This window comes from Pseudomonas orientalis (assembly GCF_022807995.1).
Classification (GTDB): domain Bacteria; phylum Pseudomonadota; class Gammaproteobacteria; order Pseudomonadales; family Pseudomonadaceae; genus Aquipseudomonas; species Aquipseudomonas orientalis_B.
The window spans coordinates 552741-570428 of sequence record NZ_CP094351.1 but is presented as its reverse complement, the minus strand read 5'-3'; the positions used below and the strand labels follow the sequence as shown (position 1 = coordinate 570428).

Here is a 17688-nt window from a genome sequence, read left to right as displayed (position 1 = left end):
CACCATAAACCAATGTGGGAGGGGGCTTGCCCCCGATGGCAGTGGGTCAGCCAGCCTATTGGGTGACTGACACACCGCTATCGGGGGCAAGCCCCCTCCCACATTTGATGGGTCAGTGAGCGATCAATCGTTCCAAACCCGCCAACAAACGCTCAAGCGCGCCCTGATTAGCCTGCATCACTTTCAGTCCCGCCTCGGCCATCCTGCGCGCATCCCGTGGCAGTTCGAACAACTGCCTGACCGCTTCGGCTAAACCTTCTGCGTCATCCACCTCGCGCAACGCCCCGGCCTCGCGCATCATCGCGCTGATCTCCAGGAAGTTGAACAGGTGCGGCCCCATGATCACCGGCTTGCCCAGCGCCGCCGGTTCCAGCGGATTATGCCCGCCGGTCGGTACCAGGCTGCCGCCGACAAAGGCGCTGTCGGCCAGAGCATAGAGAAACAGCAATTCTCCCATGGTGTCACCAAGCAGCACTGAGGTATCGGCATTGACCGCTTCGCCACTGGAGCGCCGCACCGTGACAAAGCCTTGCTGCACGCACCGCTCGAACGTCGGCCCGAAGCGTTCCTGATGCCGGGGCACCAGAATCAGCAGTGCATTGGGATAGCTGGCCAGCAATTGACGATGGGCGGCGAGCACGACTTCGTCTTCGCCTTCATGGGTGCTGGCGGCGATCCACACCGGGCGCTCGCCGGCACCCCACTGTTCGCGCAAGGCGGCGGCGCGCTCCGGCAGTTGGGGGTCGATGGTCAGGTCAAACTTGATCGAGCCGGTGACTTCAACGGTTTCAGGGCGTGCACCCAGGCTGCGAAAACGCTCGGCCTCGGTTTCGGTCTGCACGGCGAACCAGCTCATTTGCGCCAGCATCGGCGCGGTCAGTTTAGCGAACCGCGCATAACCCTTGGCCGAGCGCGCCGACAATCGCGCGTTGGCCAGGGCCACCGGAATTGCGCGTTGGGCACAAGCGTGGATATGGTTGGGCCACAGCTCGGTTTCCATGATGACCGCCAGCTTGGGTTGCACGCGATCGAGGAAACGCTTGGCGGCGCAGGGCAAGTCGTACGGCAGATAACAATGCTGGACGCGCGGCTCATCAGCAAACAGCGCCTGGATTCGCTCGGAACCAGTGGGCGTCATGCAGGTGACGGTCATCGGTAACTGCGGATAGCGTTTCAGAAGGGCTCGGATCATCGGCGCGGCGGCAATGCTTTCGCCCACCGATACCGCATGCACCCAGATCCCGCCGGGCTGCATCACGGGCAAGGCGCAGGAAAACCGCTCGCCCACGCGCCTGGCGTAAGCCGGCGCCTTGCGCGCGCGCAACCACAGTCGTAAAGCCACCAACGGCAGCGCCAGGTAAAACAGACAGGTGTAGAGAGTTCTATTCATGGCGGCGGAGTTTATCGGCTTTTTCAGTCGATCGCCTGCAAGCACTCGGTAAAACGTTCAGCCAGAAAGCGCGCGGCAGGCCCAACCCAGGCCGCTCATCAGCCATTCGGACAGGTAATGACTTTACCCCATCTGTTGAACCTCTAGAATGCCGACCTTATCAAACCTGCTTCACCCTGAGGATTGCACCATGAACGCCGCCTACTGTTACCTGGCCATCGCCATCTGCTCGGAAGTGATCGCGACCGTGTCCATGAAAGCCATCAAGGGTTGGAGCACACCTATCCCGCTGCTGCTGGTGATCGTCGGTTATGGCATCGCGTTCTGGATGCTGACCCTGGTCGTGCGCACCGTGCCGGTTGGCGTGGCTTATGCGGTATGGGCCGGGATGGGCATCGTGATGGTCAGCATTGCCGCGCTGTTCATCTACGGGCAGAAGCTGGATGTCCCGGCCATGCTGGGGATGGGGCTTATTGTGCTGGGCGTGGTGGTGATTCAGCTGTTCTCGAAAACCGCGGGTCACTGACCGCCCCTCAACAGCCTGTATACTGCGCCCCTTGTCTTGAACATTGAGGTCGCCGATGCCATCCGTTATTTCCACCGACGTTCTGATTGTCGGCGCCGGGGTTGCCGGCCTCTGGCTCAATGCGCGCCTGCGCCGCCAGGGGTTTTCCACGGTATTGGTGGAAAGCGCGACCCTGGGTGGCGGGCAGAGCGTGAAGTCCCAGGGAATCATCCACGGCGGTGCGAAATACGCCCTGCACGGTGCCCTCACCGGCGCCTCCGAAGCGATTGCCGACATGCCGCGCCGCTGGCGTGAAGCCCTGGCCGGCAATGGCGAACTGGACCTGTCCGGCGTGCGCCTGCTCTCTGAAGCTCATTACCTTTGGTCCCCCGGCACCCTCGCCGGCAATCTCACCAGCTTTTTCGCCAGCAAGGCCGTGCGCGGCCGTGTCGATCAGGTCAAGGGCGACGAACTGCCGGTTGCGCTGCAGGACCGTCGCTTCAAGGGCAAGGTCTACCGCCTGGCAGAATTGGTTGTGGATGTGCCGAGCCTGGTCGAACGCCTGGCGGAGCTGGCCGGTGACGGTTTGCTCGCAGGCCAGTACATCGAACCGCTGCGTGACGGCGACACGCTGGTGGGCCTGAAGGTCGACGGCCGCGAAATCCGCGCCCAGCGCATCGTCTTGAGTGCCGGCGCAGGCACCGCCGATCTGCTTGCGGCCCTGGGCTTGAGCCAGCCGGCGATGCAAACCCGCCCACTGCACATGATCCTCGCCAAAGGCCCGGGCCTGAAGCCGCTGTATGCCCATTGCCTGGGCGGCGGCACCAAGCCGCGCCTGACCATCACCACCCACCCTGCCGCGGACGGCAACTGGGTGTGGTACATCGGCGGCGATATCGCCGAGGCCGATGGCGTGGCGCGCACGCCGCAAGAACAGATCGCTACCGCGCAGAAAGAACTCGCTCAGTTGTTGCCATGGATCGACATGAGCCAGACCCAGTGGGCCACCCTGCGCGTCAATCGCGCCGAGCCACTGCAATCGGGCCTGAGCCGCCCCGACAACGCCTTCCTGGCCGAACAGGGCCGCCTGCTCGTGGGCTGGCCAACCAAGCTGGCCCTGGCGCCTGACTTCGCCGACCGGGTCATCAACAGCCTCGAACGCGATGGCATCCGCCCAGGCGCCAGCGAACCCCTGCCCGACCTGCCCAAGCCTGCGATCGGCCAACCCGCCTGGGAGCACCTGTTGCCATGAGCCTGCCAACCCTGCACGAACTGTATCGCCCCCTGGGCAGCACCGGCTTGCTGGTGTCGCCTCTGGGCCTGGGCACCGTCAAGCTGGGTCGCGACCAAGGGGTCAAATACCCCAGCGGCTTCCAGATTCCAAATGACGACGAGGCGCGAATGTTGCTGCGCCAGGCGCGTCAGCTGGGCATCAACCTGATCGACACCGCACCCGCCTACGGGCGTAGCGAAGAACGCCTGGGGCCGCTGCTGCGTGATCAGCGCAAGGACTGGGTGATCGTCAGCAAGGTCGGCGAAGAATTCGAGGACGGCATGTCCCGCCACGATTTCAGCGCCGCCCATACGCGGATGTCGATCGAGCGCAGCCTGAAACGACTTGAAACGGATTTTATCGACTTGGTGCTGGTGCACTCCGATGGCAACGACCTGCACATCCTCAACGACTGCGAGGTTTACCAGACCCTGGCGGAGTTGAAAAAAGAGGGCAAGATCCGCGGTTTCGGCTTCTCCGGCAAAACCGTTGAAGGCGGCGTGAAGGCGCTGGAGCAAGGTGATTGCGCCATGGTTACTTACAATCTGAACGAACAGGCCGAAAAAGCCGTCATTGATTACGCGGCGGCCCATGGCAAGGGCATCCTGGTGAAAAAAGCCCTGGCCAGCGGCCACGTGTGCCTGGCGCCTGGAATGGATCCAATTCAGGCCAGTTTCACGTTGTTGTTTGCGCAAACGGGCGTCGCCAGTGCTATTGTCGGGACCATCAATCCGCTGCACCTGGCCCATAACGTGGCAACCGCTGCCCGGGTCATTCGTCAACTCTGATGCCGCCCACGCGGCCGACCCCGTCGCACAAAGGAGCCGACATGCCGCGTACGCTCATAAGAAAGAACCCCAGCAACTTCAAGACACTGCCGCTGCACGTAGAAGCCACTCCCGAAGGCCTGAGCTACCAGAGCGTCGGCATGCCGCTCAACTTCGCCCAGACCCTGCAACGGCGCAAGCCGGTGGAGGTGCCGGACGCCGAGCGCTTCGCCCTGGAACTGGCCAACCTCGGCGTCTCGGTGCGCCTGACGCTGCACTGGCAAAACAAGGATTACTGGGTGCTGGTGCGCCAGCGTCGCCAGGATCGCGGCGATGTGGTGCTCAAGCTGATCTCCGGCTACGTCCCGGCCCATGAACTGAACCTGCCGCTGCATACGGCCATCCAGGAAATTGCCGAAGAATGCCTGCTGGAAACCCCTGAGGGCTGGCTCGGCGGGCGCTTCAACGATACCTGGCTGCCGGCGCCCTACTCCGCCGCGCTGCATTACCGTGAAGCCCTGCCGTTTCGCCTGAGCCCGCTGTCCGGCGCCGCGCGTCCGGTGCGCTGCGCCACCACCCAGTTGATCGAGCGGCCACGTGCGTATGTGCACCTGCCGACGGCGTCACTGCAGCTGATTTACGACTTGCGCCTGGAAGTGCCGAAGGAAGCCAAGTCCCTGAGCCTGTTCCATGTGGATGAGCGCCTGGAAGGAGACCAATTGGTCGCGCGCCTGGATCGCAAACGTCCGGACCTGTACCTGATGCCGCTCAAGGACGGCGAGCCGCTCGCCGAGCTGTACACCGTCAGGAAGGACCAGTTGTATCCGGCGAGTACACGGGGGTTGTACCTGGCCGAAAGCTTCGCCCGGCAGGACGGCTGGCTGGTGCGCGATGAGCGGATTCGCTGGAAGGACTGGCTCAGGCAGCAAGGCCTGGCAGAGCCGGAAAAAGAGTCGAAGCTCAAGCGCTTGACCGGCAAGGCGCAGCAGATGCTGCGCAAGATCGTGCCGAAGAAAAAAGCCAGGGGCTGACGCCCCAGGGTGCAACTCAACCCTTCAGCAAGCGCTCCAGACCGACTTTCAACGGCGTAGGTTCAGGCAGGGTGAAGCTTGCCAGCAGGCGCCGATTGTCGGCCCGCGAATGACGGATGTCTCCCAGGCGCGCCGGCCCGTAACTGATGACCGGCAACGTGCCCACCACTTGCTCCAGAGCCTGCAGCACCTGCCTGAGCGTGGTGGCGTGGTTCCAACCCACGTTGATTGCCCCGGCCGGAACGGTCGGCAGTTCGATGGCCTGCACCAGCACATCCACAAGGTCCTCCACATACATGAAGTCACGGGTTTGCTCGCCATCGCCAAACACGGCAATGGGCAAGCCCTGCTGTACCCGCTCGCTGAAAATGCTGATCACACCGGAATACGGCGATGACGGATCCTGGCGCGGACCGAAGATATTGAAGAAGCGGAAAATGACCGGCTCCAGGCCATGCTGGCGACGGTAGAAGTCAAAGTAGTGTTCACTGGCCAGTTTGTCCGAGGCATAAGGTGTCAGCGGTGCCTTGGTCGTCTCTTCGTCAATGGAAGCACCCTCGCCGTTGTTGCCATAGACCGCGGCACTGGAGGCGTATACCACACGCTTCACACCGGCCTTGCGCATGGCTTCGCAGATATTCAAGGTACCGATGAAATTGCTCTGGTGTGTACTGACCGGATCGTCCACGGATGCCTGGACCGATGCCACGGCTGCCAGGTGAACCACCGCCGACGCGCCAATGACCACTTGCGCCATAAGCTCGGCATCGGCCACGTCACCTTGCACCAGTTGCACGCGCGGGTTATCCAGGGGCAGGTTGCTGCGCTTGCCGGTAGACAGGTTATCCAGCACCCGCACCGAATAGCCCTTGGCGAGCAACGCGTCAACCAAATGCGAACCGATGAAGCCTGCGCCTCCGGTGATCAACACCCATTTATCAGCGTTATTCATTGTTACGTATTTTCTCGACGATGGCCGTGGTCGAACTGTTTTCCACCAACCCCAGCACTTTGACGGTGCCGCCATAGGCGCTGACGATGTCCGCACCAACCACCTGGTCGACCGAATAATCACCGCCCTTGACCAGCACGTCCGGCTTGACCTGGGCCAACAGGTTTTCCGGAGTGCCTTCAGAGAAGCTGATCACCCAGTCCACCGCGCCCAATCCAGCCAGGACCGCCATGCGCCGGTCGACGCTGTTGATCGGTCGGCCTGGGCCTTTCAGGCGGCTGACGGAGGCATCATCGTTGACCGCGACGATCAGGCGGTCGCCCTGGGCGCTCGCTTGCTCAAGGTAGGTCACGTGGCCGGCGTGCAGGATGTCGAAGCAACCGTTGGTGAACACAATGCTTTCGTTGTGGGCGCGAGCGTCGTCAATTGCCAGCAGCAATTGCTCGAGCCCCAGCACGCCGCGCTCCGAGCCTTCGGAGCGCTGGATGGCGCGGCGCAGCTCGGGGGCGCTGATGGCCGCGGTCCCCAACTTGCCGACCACAATGCCCGCTGCCAGGTTGGCCAGGGCCACGGCATGGGGCAGTTCCTCGCCGGCGGCGATGGACGCGGCCAGGGTGGAAATCACCGTATCACCGGCGCCGGTGACATCGAACACTTCCCGCGCACGCGCCGGCAGGTGCATTGCCGGGTGGCCGGGACGCAGCAGGGTCATGCCATGTTCGCCACGGGTCACCAGCAGGGCGCCGAGCTCAAGGTCGGCCATCAGTGCTGCGCCCTTGCTCACCAGTTCGTGCTCATCGGCGCAACCACCGACGACCGCTTCGAACTCGCTGAGGTTTGGCGTGATCAGGCTGGCGCCTCGATAAATCGAGAAGTCCTTGCCCTTGGGATCGGCCAGCACCGGAATATTCCGGGCCTTGGCGGCCTGGATCAGCACCTGGTGATTCTTCAGGGCGCCTTTGCCGTAGTCGGACAACACCAGCACCTTGATACCTTCGAGCAACGCGTTGACCTGGTCACCCAGGGCCAGGGCGTCGGTGGCGAAGGGTTCTTCGAAATCGATACGCAGCAATTGCTGGTGACGGCTCATGACCCGCAGCTTGACGATGGTCGGCTGATGAGCGATGCGCTGGAACAAGGCACGCACGCCGGCACCGCGCAGGCTGTTGGCCAGGCTGTCGGCGGCTTCGTCGTCACCGGTCACACCCACCAGGGAGGCCGGGGCGCCGAGCGCGGCAATATTGAGTGCGACGTTGGCAGCGCCACCTGGACGGTCTTCGATTTGCTCGACCTTGACCACCGGTACCGGCGCCTCAGGGGAAATCCGTGAGGTACCACCATGCCAGTAACGGTCGAGCATGACATCGCCGACCACCAAGACAGGGGCTTGATTGAATCGCGGCATGGACAACTTCATGGAGCAACCCACATACAAAATGAACAGGGGCGCGATATTAGCACAGGGTTTGCGATGGCTTGCGCCCACCGCAGGGCAAATGTGGGAGGGGGCTTGCTCCCGATAGCGGCGGGCCAGCCAGCACTTGTGCAAGCTGACACTGAGCTATCGGGGGCAAGCCCCCTCCCACAGGGGATCTGCGCTAACGGATCAGCATCAGGGCAAGCCCCCCTCCCACATTCGAGCCGTAGCGCCTGTTGGATCAGGTGATGTCGGCCGCTACCGGTGCATCCAGGCCCATGGCATGCAGGCGTGCGTAATAGCCGTTCTGCGCCAGCAGTTCGCCGTGGGTACCGCGTTCGACGATACGCCCGTCGTCCATCACCAGGATCAGGTCGGCCTTCTCGATGGTAGACAGGCGGTGCGCGATCACCAGAGTGGTGCGGCCCTGCATGACCTTGTCCAGCGCGGCCTGGATATGCCGCTCGGACTCGGTGTCGAGGGCCGAGGTGGCCTCGTCGAGAATCAGTACCGGTGCATTCTTGAGCAGGGCACGGGCAATCGCCAGGCGCTGGCGTTGGCCACCGGACAGCAGCACGCCGTTCTCGCCGACCTGGGTATCGAAGCCCTTGGGCAACTGGTCGATGAAGTCCTTGGCGTTGGCATCCGCCGCCGCCGCTTCAACGTCCTCGCGTGGCGCGCCGGCCAGGTCGCCATAGGCGATATTGTTGGTCACGGTATCGCTGAACAGGGTCACGTGCTGGGTGACCTGGGCAATGTGCTTGCGCAGGTTGAGCAGCTTGTAGTCCTCGATCTCGATGCCATCAAGCAGGATTTCACCGCTCTCATGGTGATAGAACCGCGGGATCAGGCTGGCCAGGGTCGACTTGCCACTGCCCGAGCGCCCCACCAGGGCGATCATCTGCCCAGGCTCGGCGGTAAAGCTGATGTCCTTGAGCACATGGCGCTCGGTGCCGGGGTAGGTGAAGTTCAGGTTGCGCACTTCCAGGCGACCGCTGACCTTGTCGCGTTCGAGGGTGCCGTGGTCGACCTCAACCTCTTCGTCCAGCTGTTCGAAAATGCTTTCGGCACCGGCCACGCCTTTCTGGATGGTCGAACTGACTTCCGACAGTTGGCGGATCGGCTTGGGCAACAGACCGGCCAGGGTAATGTAGGCCACCATGTCACCAGCCGACGCATCGCCGCGCAGGTACAAGACCAGGAACATCAGCACCGCCATCGCGGAGTAGATCACCAGTTGCAGCGCCGGGGTGTAGATCGCCCCGGTACGGGTCATGCGCAGTTGCTTGTTGGTGTTGCTCTGGCTGGCCTTGAGGAAACGCTTCTCTTCATAGACTTCGCCACCGAAACTGCGCACCACGCGGTAGCCCTGGATGGTTTCCGAGGCAACGTGGGTCACATCACCCATGGCCACCTGGATCTTCTTGCTCTGCTTGCGGAATTTCTTGCTGGCCGTGCTGACCATGATGGCAATCAACGGCAGGATGGCGATCATGACCAGCGTCAGGCGCCAGTTCATGAACAGCAGCGAGGCGAACAGGAAGATCACCGTCATGCCTTCGCGGATCACCACCTTGATCGCATCGGTCGCCGCCCCCGTGACCATGGTCACGTTGAAGGTGATGCGGGAAATCAGGTGCCCGGAATTGTGGTTGTCGAAGTAGCGGTTAGGCAGCGTCAGCAGGTTGTTGAACAACTGCACCCGCAAATCGTGGACCAGACCCAGAGAAACCTTGGCCAACAAGTAATTGCCCAGGAATGAGCCCAGGCCCTGCCAGGCCGCGATCAGGATGATCAGCAGCGGCACCGCCTGCAGCAATTGCAGGTCGCGCAGGAACGGCACGGTCGGAAACAGCACGGCTTCGGGGTTGGAAAGGCCGTCGACAAAGTATTTGAGGATGTAACCCAGCATCGGTTGGGTCGACGCGAAAATCAGAAATCCAAGGATACTCAGCGCGAACAAGCCCATGTAGGGCTTAACGTAACTGAGCAGGCGGAAGTATATTTTCAAGCTCGAAGGGCTTGCGCTCGGACTGGAGTCGGTCATATCACGCGGCGTTTTGAAAAAGGAGGCTGACTTTAGCACAGCTTCTCTGTTGTACTTGCACCCGGCGTACGCCGCGGCCCGGTAGGATCACGCGGGCGACATAACATAGCCACTACCTTAGGATGGTCGGCTTTCTCTTTCTGGAATGGCTCTATCGTATGCACTCCAAGCGCCTTATCTATGGCTCGAATCGCGTTTTTGACTTCCTGGTCCTGTGGATTTTGCCTGTTGGCTTGCTGCTGCTCTTGAGTGCACTGTTCTTCGTCGGCAACCGCAATGTACTGCACCGGATTGTCTACCTCCTGTTCAGCGTGCCGACCTTGTTCCTGTTGTGCATGCGCCCCAGGGAACTCAGGGACCTGTTGCGCGAACCTATCGCGCTGGCATTCCTGGCCTTCTGCGCCTGGGCGCTGACCAGTCTGCTCTGGAGTCCTGAGCCCAGCGCCGACACCGATCTGTTCAAGCGTCCGCTGAACACCTTCATGCTGTTTGGCGGCTGTGGGCTGCTGTTGCACTACCGCAACGAGTTGCTCAAGCCGATCTTCTTCGGTGCCGCAGTGATTGCGCTGGTGGTGTGCCTGGGCAACCTGGTGGCGTTCGCGAAGGCGTACGAACCTGGCATGCGCATGATCGGCGGCCTTGGCGCCCTCGACAATCCGTTGCTCAGCTCCCATCTGTTCGGTTTTTTCACCGTGTACTGGCTGTTTGTATGCCTGACCACCCAACGCCTGAAAGTGCTGTGGTTCAGCATACCGGCACTGGCGATCATGGGCATCACGGTGCTGGCGACCGGCTCTCGCACGCCGTTGGTGGCGTTGATGATGGTCGTGGTGTGGATGGCCCTGGTCAGTCGCAACCGCCGCTCGGCGCTGCTGCTCGGTGCGATGGTATTGGCCAGTGCCGCACTGCTGCTTTTTTATCCGGAGCTGATCACGGACCGTGGCAACTCGTTGCGTGTCGAGCTGTGGAAAATGTCGTTGAAACTTATCGCCGACCACCCCTGGATCGGCCATAGCTACGACTCCGAACTGTACCTGACCTTCGACAACGGCTACGAGCTGCGCGAAACCCATAGCTTTGCCCTTGGCGTGCTCTATTACGTCGGCATCATCGGTTTCATCCCCTGGATCTTCATGCTCGGTTTTGCCCTGTACAAGGGCATGCAGCGACGCGCACAACCGCTGTTCATCCTGGCATCGTCCCTGCTGGTGTACGGCATCGGCGCCGGCCTTACCGAAGGCGGCGGCATCCTGTCGCGACCCAAGGAGCATTGGTTCCTGCTGTGGATCCCGCTGGCGATCATTACCGGTCTGAGTATCGCCCAGCGCCACCGCAGCCTGCTGCGCATGCCGGTGCAATCGATCACACGCCCAGTGCTCGACCGGCTGAGCAGCAATGCCCAGGTGATCGAAGCCGATGGCCTGGGGCCAAAGGTCCTGCGCCTGGAGGACGGCAGCTTCCTCAAGCTGTTCCGCCCGCGCCGTTGGTACACCTCCGGCAGCTTCAACCCGTATTCCGAGCGCTTTGCCAGCAACAGCGAACAGTTGCGCAGCCTGGGCATTCCCACCCCGCACATCCTTGGCCTCTACCACCTGCCAGACGCCAGCGGTGCCGTGGCCTATACCCCGCTGCCCGGCCTGACCCTGCGCCAGGCCCTGCAAAGCCTGGACAGCAGCCTGCGCGAATCGCTGATCGAGCGCTTCGGCCGGTTCATGGCGCAATTGCATGAGCGTGGCGTGTATTTCCGCTCGCTGCACCTGGGCAACGTGTTGCTGATGGACGACGGTGAGTTCGGTCTGATTGACGTCGCCGACCTGCGCATCTACCCGTCGTCCCTGCGCTACGCCTTGCGCCAGCGTAATTTGCGCCACATGCAGCGCTATCCGCAGGACCGCAACTGGCTGTTCGAAACGCACTTCGAACACTTGGTAAAGGGCTATGCGACGGTTGCCAGCCCAACGGCTACCGCAAAACTGCGCGAACAGGTACACAGCCTGGCTCGTCCGGCCAGCTAATAAAAAGGCGATTATCACGGCCGTGATAATCGCCTTTTTTACACCCTTGGCCTTCAGCCCTTGAGCGGCGTCAGATACAGCCGCACCAACCCACGCAAGGTCTTGCGCCCCCAGAATTTCAGCGGAATCTGCTTGAGAATCTCGCGCGCCAGTGGCCGGTCACGGTCGGCGGTCTTGAGGAACATCGAGTTCAAAAAGTTGTAGCGCACCGCATCATAGGCCGGGTGGTCGCTGAACTTGGCGTAGGTCTTGAGGATGTTCTGGATCATGTAGCGGTGGTTCTTGTAGGTATTGCTGGCGTGCTGCCGGTACTGCGCCATCACCACGTCCAGCGCATCAATGGTGTAGCCCGCCGCTGTGATCTTCAATTGAATCAGCAGGTCTTCCAGGGGAATCAGCGGATCGAAACCACCGACCTCCTCCAGCGCCTCGCGGCGTATCAACATGGTGGGGGCGGGTGGAAACGGCTTGCGGTCCATGAAAATGTCGTCGAAGTCGAGACTGCGAAACGGCACATCGCGACGTTGTTTTTTCTCCGGATGCAGGTTGCCGTCACCGTCGATCAGCTCGATGTTGCCGGCGCAGATCCCCACCCTGGGCTTGCCTTCCATATAGGCCACCTGGGTCGCGATACGGTCGGGCAGCATGATGTCGTCTGACCCGAATGGAGCGATCAAACTGCCCTTGGCGCGGGCAAGCGCGTTGTTCAGTGTGGCGGTCAGCCCCTGGTTCTGTTGCACCTGGAAATCAAACCCGTGCTCAGCCTGCAGCCGCCGGATGCATTCGACGCTGTCATCCTTGGAGCCATCGTCGATCACCAGCAATTCGATATTCGGATACGTCTGGCCGAGCACACTGAGGATGCTCTGCTCGATGTACCGAGCGTGGTTGTAGGACGCGATAATCACCGAGACCAACGGTTGTTGCGCTGTCATGCTCTACCTGCTTCTTTCAAACCGGTTTCGATCAAATCCAGGTACTTGCCCTGGAACTCAGCCAAGGCATGGTTTGCCTCCAGGTAACGGAAGACCTGCTCACCCTTGGCACGTAACTGTTCATCACTCATCGCAAGGTAAGTGTCGAGCGCCGCAGCCAACTGGTCCACATTGCCGGGCTCATGGGACAAGCCGCCCGCCCCTTCAACCAGCGGCAACATGGCCGGCCCGTTGGAGGCGATCACCGGCAGGCGCCCGCTCATGCCTTCCAGCAGCGCCAGGCCCAGGCCTTCAAGCAGGGACGGCATGGTCCAGATATCGAAAGCGCGTACGTACTGCAGACCGTCTTCGCGAAAGCCCAGCAAGTGCGCACGGCCAGTGAGGCCAAGACGCTCGATGTCCGCGCGCAAGTCAGCTTCGGCACGGCCGGAACCGATGATACCCACCTGAGCCTCCGGGTATTTGTCCTTGAGCCGTGCAAACGCCTGCAACAGGTGCGTGTGCCCCTTGATCGGGACCAGACGGCCCAGGGCACCAATCATCCGTGCCTCCAGAGGCAGGCCAAGGGCCTGCCGCGCCTGCTCGCGCGGCAACTGCAAGGCCTCGGCCTGGGGGATGTCGATAGCGTTGGTGACAAACGTGGTGTTCTCGTGGGTAAAGCCACAGTTCAAGCCCACCAGGTAATCCCTCACCGCCGCCGAAACCCCGACAAACCGCCAGGCCGGACTGACCATGCGGCGCATCTGGCGCCGACGATAGGCCCGCTCATACTCGCCGAAACCGTGGGAGATGCCGATGCACAGAGGGATCTTCAACCAGCGGTTGAGCGCCAGCATCATGTTCACCGACTTGAAGCGGTTACAGATGACCACGTCGAACTTCTGCTCGCGGCAGTATTTGTAAATTTCCCACATTGCCCGCAGACGAATGCCCTTCAAGGCCTTCTCGGGAAATTCGAAGTATTTGGAATGGTCGGCCACACTCAGCGGTTGGCCCGGTTGCGGGCGACCACTGAGGAAGGCCGATGTGACCTCGAACCGTTCAACCGGCAACGACTTGACGATCTGCTCACCGAGGTCAGCGAAATCATGGAGTTTGACGTTGTAATCGGGCTGTAACTGCAAAACCTTGAAACGAGGCTTCATACTGCTCCATGAGGCAATCAGGCTGCCGCGCAGCCCGACGTAATAGTCAACTTCAGTCCTGCTTGAGCACCCAAAGCAGTTCGTGACGGCGCACGGCCTTGCGAAAAAACTCATTCTCGCCATAAGGCGATGGACCGCGGCCGGCCAGCAATTGTTGCAACAGCCGGCGCATTCGACGCTTGAAGGGCGGCCTGGGCTGCAGATCATGCATCATGCCCAGCGCCATGGCCTTGTCCTGCTGCTGGCTCACGCTCAGCACGCGGCAATACGGTTCAAACAGCTGGCCTGCATCGAAATGCGGCGGCAACGCAACGCCAGCGCCCGAATTACCCATGGGCCAGCGGTCGTTATCATGCAGGTGATTGGCGTACCCGAGCAATGTGCCGGGTTGCCACTCCAGCCCTTGCAACGCTTCAACAACGGCGTTGTAGGCGCAGATATGATCCGGGTGAGGGTCAAGGAGCGGTGTCGGCAACACGATCACCTCGGGCCGCGCCTTGAGCAGCACCGCACGTAGATCGGCAATCAGATTGACCCACGTCGGTGCGCCGTCCCGATCACCGGGCAGCGTCAGGCTGTTGAACCGGCGAAACAGCCGCGTATCGTCCAACTGCGCTTCGCGGGACGCCTGGGGCTGGTCCGGCGCGGCCTGCATGGCCGGCAGTTGCAGGCAGAAGTAGCCCAGTTGCAGGCACTGCGCCTCGGGAACACCGGCCCAGCGCGGGACGCACAGGCTGTCCCAGGCACGCAGGCGCCCTTTGAGTCGAGCGGCATCGGCTTTCGCCAAGCCCATCTGCTGATAGTGCTCGGCCTCGATTTCACCGGCGGTCAGGGTCACGATCCAGCTCTCATCCGCCTGGGCGTACAGGCCAAAGGCGGCCAGTTCGGCGTCGTCGGCGTGAGGGGCGATCACCATCACCCGCTGGCGGGCGTGATCCGGCTGACGGAATACCCACAGGTTCGGCCGGCCAACCACGCGGCAGAATCGTTCGCGCATCGTCAGCTCACCGGCAGCCAGCGTTGCGGCAGAACCGGTCAGATTGAGGTATCGCTTACCCGCCACGCCGCGCTCGAACGCCTGACAATCCTCCGCCAGTTCGACCGCCGGATCCAGGAAACGCCCGAGCCAACCGCTCTTGAGCTGCACTTCAAGAATAAGCGTCTCGTCACCCGCCAGTTCCAGCGGCGTATCCGGCACCCATCGCCCGTTATCCAGGCGCAGGCCAACGCACTGACTGCCCGGAGCGAAGCGGTACTGGTAGTCGTCCTTGGGCGAATAAAACAGATGATCGGCAAACCAGGCTTCGTGCGCCATCCACAGCAGCACCGCCAGGATCAGCGGCAGCCACCAGGCCACCAGCGCGCCCGTCACGATCAGTGCCAGCAAGCCGATCAACAACGCCACGCGTTTGTTGCGCCGATGACGCTTGAGCAATTGCTGTTTGCGGCTCATACGCTGAACACCGGCACCGGATTGCACCAGCGCTCTTTATATTCACGGTCGGCGCGCCCGAAAGAGAAGCGCAGCGGCAAATCCAGCGCGCGCGCATGCTCCCAGGCACTTTGTGTATTGAGGAAACTCAGCACGCTACCCGGGCTGAACGCCCGGGTCTCGGGGTCGACGCCACCGTTGACGTACTCAACGCTGATCCATTCGGGCGCTTGAACGCGGTACACCACCTGCACGGCAATCGGCGCGTCATTGAGAAACAGCACCGAACCGATCAGGAACGCCTTGAGCAATTCCAGCACCTCGGCCAGGCGCTCGGCACCGGTGGCGGGAAAGCCCCAGCGACGCTGGAACAGATCGCAATAAATCACCGCCAGCTCTGCGCCGGAAAACTCGCTGACCTGCCGCACCACGCCACCCGCCTCTTCCAGCAAGCGCAATTCACGCCGCTGGTTGTAGCGAAACTTTTTCGACAGGTCTTCGGGAGTGCGAGCCATGGCCAATTGCTCGGCCTGGGGCTTGAGGGTGCTGACACGCCCTTCGTTCAACGCCGACAAGTAACGCGCACGGTGGCGCAGCGGCACCTGCGCATCGGCGGCGATCGGCAGGATGATTTCGGCATTGCCCAGGTCAAACAGGCCCTTCTTGCCGGTGCGTTTGAGCACATCCTTGGATAAGGCCAGGTCGCGCCCCCAGGTGGCTATCGCCCCCTTGAGTTCGCCCCCTTGCTCCCAGCCAAGATAGCGCACCGGAATCTGCGCCAACCCCGCCAGGCGCTCAATCACCTGGGGATGGGTCGCCACGCTGCCGCCGTAACGCTGCCAGGCCTGGGCGTAAACGTCGGCATCGACAGGCGTCCAGCCACGTTCACGCCAACCCTGGAAGCGGTTCAGCATTTAAACCACAGCGTCATAAGGGTCCACGCCGTCCTTGACCACCAGGATGTCTTCCATGATCAGGTACTGCAGGTCGGAGCCGAAGAACATGTTCAGCGCGTCGGTCGGCGAGCAGATCATCGCTTCGCCACGACGGTTGAGCGAGGTGTTCAGGGACACGCCGTTGCCGGTCAGTACTTCCAGCTCTTTCATCATGTCGTAGTAGCGCGGGTTGTACTCGCGCTTGAGCACCTGGGCGCGGGAGGTGCCGTCTTCATGCACCACTTCCGGCACGCGGGTCTTCCATTCTTCCGACACTTCAAAGGTGAAGGTCATGAACGGCGCCGGATGGTCGACCTTGATCATTTGCGGGGCCACGGTGTCGAGCATCGACGGGCAGAAAGGCCTCCAGCGCTCGCGGAACTTGATCTGGTGGTTGATACGGTCGGCCACGCCGGTGGCGCTCGGGCAACCGATGATCGAGCGACCGCCCAGGGCACGCGGGCCAAACTCCATGCGGCCCTGGAACCAGGCCACCGGGTTGCCGTCGACCATGATCCTGGCGATGCGCTTGGGCATGTTTTCGATCTTGCGCCAGTTCGGCTTGCTTTCATGTCTGGCGCAGGCGGCGATCACGTCTTCGTTGCTGTAGGACGGGCCGAGGTAGACGTGCTCCATCTTCTCGACCGGTACACCACGGGCATGGGAAACGTAGGCCGCCGCACCGACGGCGGTGCCGGCGTCACCGGACGCCGGCTGGACGAACAGCTCTTTTACGTCGTCACGGGCAATGATCTTCTGGTTCAGCTTGACGTTCAGCGCGCAGCCGCCGGCAAAGGCCAGCTTGCCGGTGTCCTTGAGGATATCGCCCAGGTAATGATCGATCATCTGCAAGGCCAGTTTCTCGAACAGCGCCTGCATGCTGGCCGCGTAGTGGATGTACGGCTCGTCGGCGATATCGCCTTCGCGCTTGGGCCCCAGCCACTCGATCAGTTTTGGCGAGAAGTAGAACCCCTTGCCCTTCTCCTTGTAGCGGCGCAGGCCGATGACGTTGGCGTAGTCGGTGTTGATCACCAGTTCGCCGTTTTCAAAAGAGGCCAGGCGCGAGAAATCGTATTTGCTGGCATCGCCGTAAGGCGCCATGCCCATGACCTTGAACTCACCGTCGAGCATCTCGAAACCGAGGAACTCGGTGATCGCACCGTACAGGCCGCCCAGGGAGTCCGGGTCGTAGAATTCCTTGATCTTGTGGATCTTGCCGTTCTCGCCGTAGCCGAAGAACGTGGTGGCGTACTCACCCTTGCCGTCGATGCCCAGGATCGCGGTTTTTTCCTGAAAGCCCGAGCAGTGGTAGGCGCTGGAAGCATGGGCCAAATGGTGTTCCACCGGTTCGATCTTGATTTTCTTCGGATCGAAGCCCAGTTGCTCCAGGCACCAGACAATCTTGTTGCGATAGCGCTTGTAGCGACGGTTGCCCATCAGGATCGCGTCGAGCGCGCGGTCCGGGGCGTACCAGTAGCGTTTGGCATAGTGCCAGCGTGCCTCGCCGAACAGGCTGATCGGGGCGAACGGAATCGCCACCACGTCAACGTCCGAAGGCTTGATGCCGGCCTGCTCCAGGCAGAACTTCGCCGACTCATAGGGCATGCGGTTCTTTGCATGTTTGTCGCGTACGAAGCGCTCTTCTTCGGCGGCCGCAATCAGCTTGCCGTCGATATACAGGGCCGCGGAAGGATCATGGCTAAGGGCGCCGGACAGGCCAAGAATCGTCAATGCCACTGGGGTCTAGCCTCTTTTAGTCTGCATGCAGGCGCATCGCGCCTGAAAAAAGTGTGCCTCCCGCCCGGGCGGGAAACAGCTAAAGGGCGGGATTATAACTTAAAAGC

At 61.7% G+C, this 17688-nt stretch carries 14 protein-coding genes; 5 read left to right on the top strand and 9 right to left on the bottom strand.

The annotated features are described in order from the left end of the window. Window positions 1-112 precede the first annotated feature (112 nt). A complete protein-coding gene (gene waaA / locus MRY17_RS02340; RefSeq protein ID WP_243353235.1) occupies window positions 113-1390 on the bottom strand; it encodes a lipid IV(A) 3-deoxy-D-manno-octulosonic acid transferase in 1278 nt (425 codons plus the stop codon). A gap of 190 nt (window positions 1391-1580) precedes the next feature. On the opposite strand from waaA, the gene MRY17_RS02335 reads away from it, so the two are divergent. The 4 genes from MRY17_RS02335 to MRY17_RS02320 are packed head-to-tail and all read left to right on the top strand — an operon-like array spanning window position 1581 to window position 4966. Next, window positions 1581-1916: a DMT family transporter gene (locus MRY17_RS02335; protein ID WP_076951831.1), complete on the top strand. Its 336-nt coding sequence runs from the start codon at window positions 1581-1583 to the stop codon at window positions 1914-1916. A gap of 55 nt (window positions 1917-1971) precedes the next feature. Next, the gene (locus MRY17_RS02330; RefSeq protein WP_243353234.1) at window positions 1972-3147 is read left to right on the top strand and encodes an NAD(P)/FAD-dependent oxidoreductase; all 1176 of its coding nucleotides are present in this window, start codon (window positions 1972-1974) and stop codon (window positions 3145-3147) included. Then, window positions 3144-3956, top strand: coding sequence for an aldo/keto reductase (locus tag MRY17_RS02325; RefSeq protein ID WP_243353233.1), 813 nt, complete (start codon window positions 3144-3146; stop codon window positions 3954-3956). The genes MRY17_RS02330 and MRY17_RS02325 overlap by 4 nt, the downstream gene beginning before the upstream one ends. A 41-nt stretch (window positions 3957-3997) precedes the next feature. Continuing rightward, window positions 3998-4966, top strand: coding sequence for a metal ABC transporter ATPase (locus tag MRY17_RS02320; RefSeq protein ID WP_124356751.1), 969 nt, complete (start codon window positions 3998-4000; stop codon window positions 4964-4966). 16 nt (window positions 4967-4982) lie between these two features. On the opposite strand, the gene MRY17_RS02315 is transcribed toward MRY17_RS02320, so the two are convergent. The 3 genes from MRY17_RS02315 to msbA form a co-directional block, all read right to left on the bottom strand. Beyond that, window positions 4983-5918, bottom strand: a complete 936-nt coding sequence (locus tag MRY17_RS02315) for an NAD-dependent epimerase/dehydratase family protein (protein WP_243353232.1) — start codon at window positions 5916-5918, stop codon at window positions 4983-4985. Further along, window positions 5911-7335, bottom strand: coding sequence for a bifunctional D-glycero-beta-D-manno-heptose-7-phosphate kinase/D-glycero-beta-D-manno-heptose 1-phosphate adenylyltransferase HldE (gene hldE / locus MRY17_RS02310; RefSeq protein ID WP_065886558.1), 1425 nt, complete (start codon window positions 7333-7335; stop codon window positions 5911-5913). Before hldE ends, MRY17_RS02315 begins: the two co-directional genes overlap by 8 nt. Window positions 7336-7576: 241 nt before the next feature. Next, window positions 7577-9382 carry a lipid A export permease/ATP-binding protein MsbA gene (gene msbA / locus MRY17_RS02305; RefSeq protein ID WP_181285873.1) on the bottom strand — a complete coding sequence of 602 codons (1806 nt, stop codon included), beginning with the start codon at window positions 9380-9382 and terminating at the stop codon, window positions 7577-7579. A gap of 158 nt (window positions 9383-9540) precedes the next feature. On the opposite strand from msbA, the gene MRY17_RS02300 reads away from it, so the two are divergent. Then, window positions 9541-11397, top strand: coding sequence for a bifunctional O-antigen ligase/aminoglycoside phosphotransferase family protein (locus tag MRY17_RS02300; protein WP_181285872.1), 1857 nt, complete (start codon window positions 9541-9543; stop codon window positions 11395-11397). A gap of 53 nt (window positions 11398-11450) precedes the next feature. Here MRY17_RS02300 and MRY17_RS02295 read toward each other — a convergent pair whose 3' ends face one another. Genes MRY17_RS02295 through MRY17_RS02275 form a run of 5 tightly spaced genes read right to left on the bottom strand, consistent with a single transcriptional unit; the run spans window position 11451 to window position 17581 of the window. Beyond that, window positions 11451-12332 (bottom strand): glycosyltransferase, encoded by an 882-nt coding sequence (locus MRY17_RS02295; RefSeq protein WP_243353231.1) that lies wholly within the window; start codon window positions 12330-12332, stop codon window positions 11451-11453. After that, window positions 12329-13477, bottom strand: a complete 1149-nt coding sequence (locus tag MRY17_RS02290) for a glycosyltransferase family 4 protein (RefSeq protein ID WP_181285870.1) — start codon at window positions 13475-13477, stop codon at window positions 12329-12331. Before MRY17_RS02290 ends, MRY17_RS02295 begins: the two co-directional genes overlap by 4 nt. A gap of 52 nt (window positions 13478-13529) precedes the next feature. Next, complete coding sequence (locus tag MRY17_RS02285) at window positions 13530-14930, bottom strand: PIG-L deacetylase family protein (RefSeq protein ID WP_243353230.1); 1401 nt, start codon at window positions 14928-14930, stop codon at window positions 13530-13532. Further along, a complete protein-coding gene (locus MRY17_RS02280; protein ID WP_191953185.1) occupies window positions 14927-15823 on the bottom strand; it encodes an antimicrobial resistance protein Mig-14 in 897 nt (298 codons plus the stop codon). The genes MRY17_RS02285 and MRY17_RS02280 overlap by 4 nt, the downstream gene beginning before the upstream one ends. Next, complete coding sequence (locus tag MRY17_RS02275) at window positions 15824-17581, bottom strand: carbamoyltransferase family protein (protein ID WP_243353229.1); 1758 nt, start codon at window positions 17579-17581, stop codon at window positions 15824-15826. It lies immediately after the preceding gene. Window positions 17582-17688 lie beyond the last annotated feature (107 nt).